The 705-nt window shown below is 38.2% G+C and carries 1 pseudogene; it reads left to right on the top strand.

The annotated features are described in order from the left end of the window. Positions 1-122: 122 nt before the first annotated feature. A pseudogene (locus ACYQ2O_RS12570) lies at positions 123-581 on the top strand (phage portal protein); the annotation flags it as partial. Between the last annotated feature and the right edge of the window lie 124 nt (positions 582-705).

Here is a 705-nt window from a genome sequence, read left to right as displayed (position 1 = left end):
CCCTTGTGACCTTAACTGAAACCATTCAAGTGTTTGTCAAGGGCAAATGCGGCTCCGATTGGTATAGTCAGTGGGCCTTCACCACCTTTAATTTTTAGTTTTCATAAAAAATTTGACAGTTCCTTGCCATGGCAAAGAATGCCATTGGTATGTCTTTGGCAACTGAAGAATACGGTGCTAAGTTCTTTGCTAATGGAGCAAATCCTGGTGGAGTATTAGAACATCCAGGTGTGGTAAAAGATCCTGGGAGGATTAAAGAGAGTTGGAATTCTGTATATCAAGGAACATCAAATGCCCATAGAGTTGCTGTACTTGAAGAAGGTATGAAATTTACCCCTATTGGTATTCCACCAGAGCAGGCACAGTTTTTAGAAACTAGGAAATATCAAACTGAGGAAATATGTAGAATCTTTAGAGTCCCTCCTCATTTAGTAGGAGATTTAGAAAGAGCTACTTTTTCAAATATTGAGCATCAGTCCATTAGTTTTGTTGTTCATACAATTAGACCTTGGCTGGTTAGAACAGAGCAATCTATTAATAAGGCTTTGTTTTCCCCTGAGGAAAGACAGCAATACTTTGTAACTCAAGTTTCGCACCCCTAAGAACGACGTTCTATCCTTTTACCGTAAAGATCAGTTAGAATATTGAACTTAAAAGTACAGAAAAAGACACCTCTCTTTGGTAAAATGTAGTTACCAACAAACA

It is taken from the genome of Alkalibacterium sp. m-11, from assembly GCF_054658155.1.
Note: the sequence above shows the minus strand (reverse complement) of the source record. Positions and strands in the feature narration are given on the sequence as shown.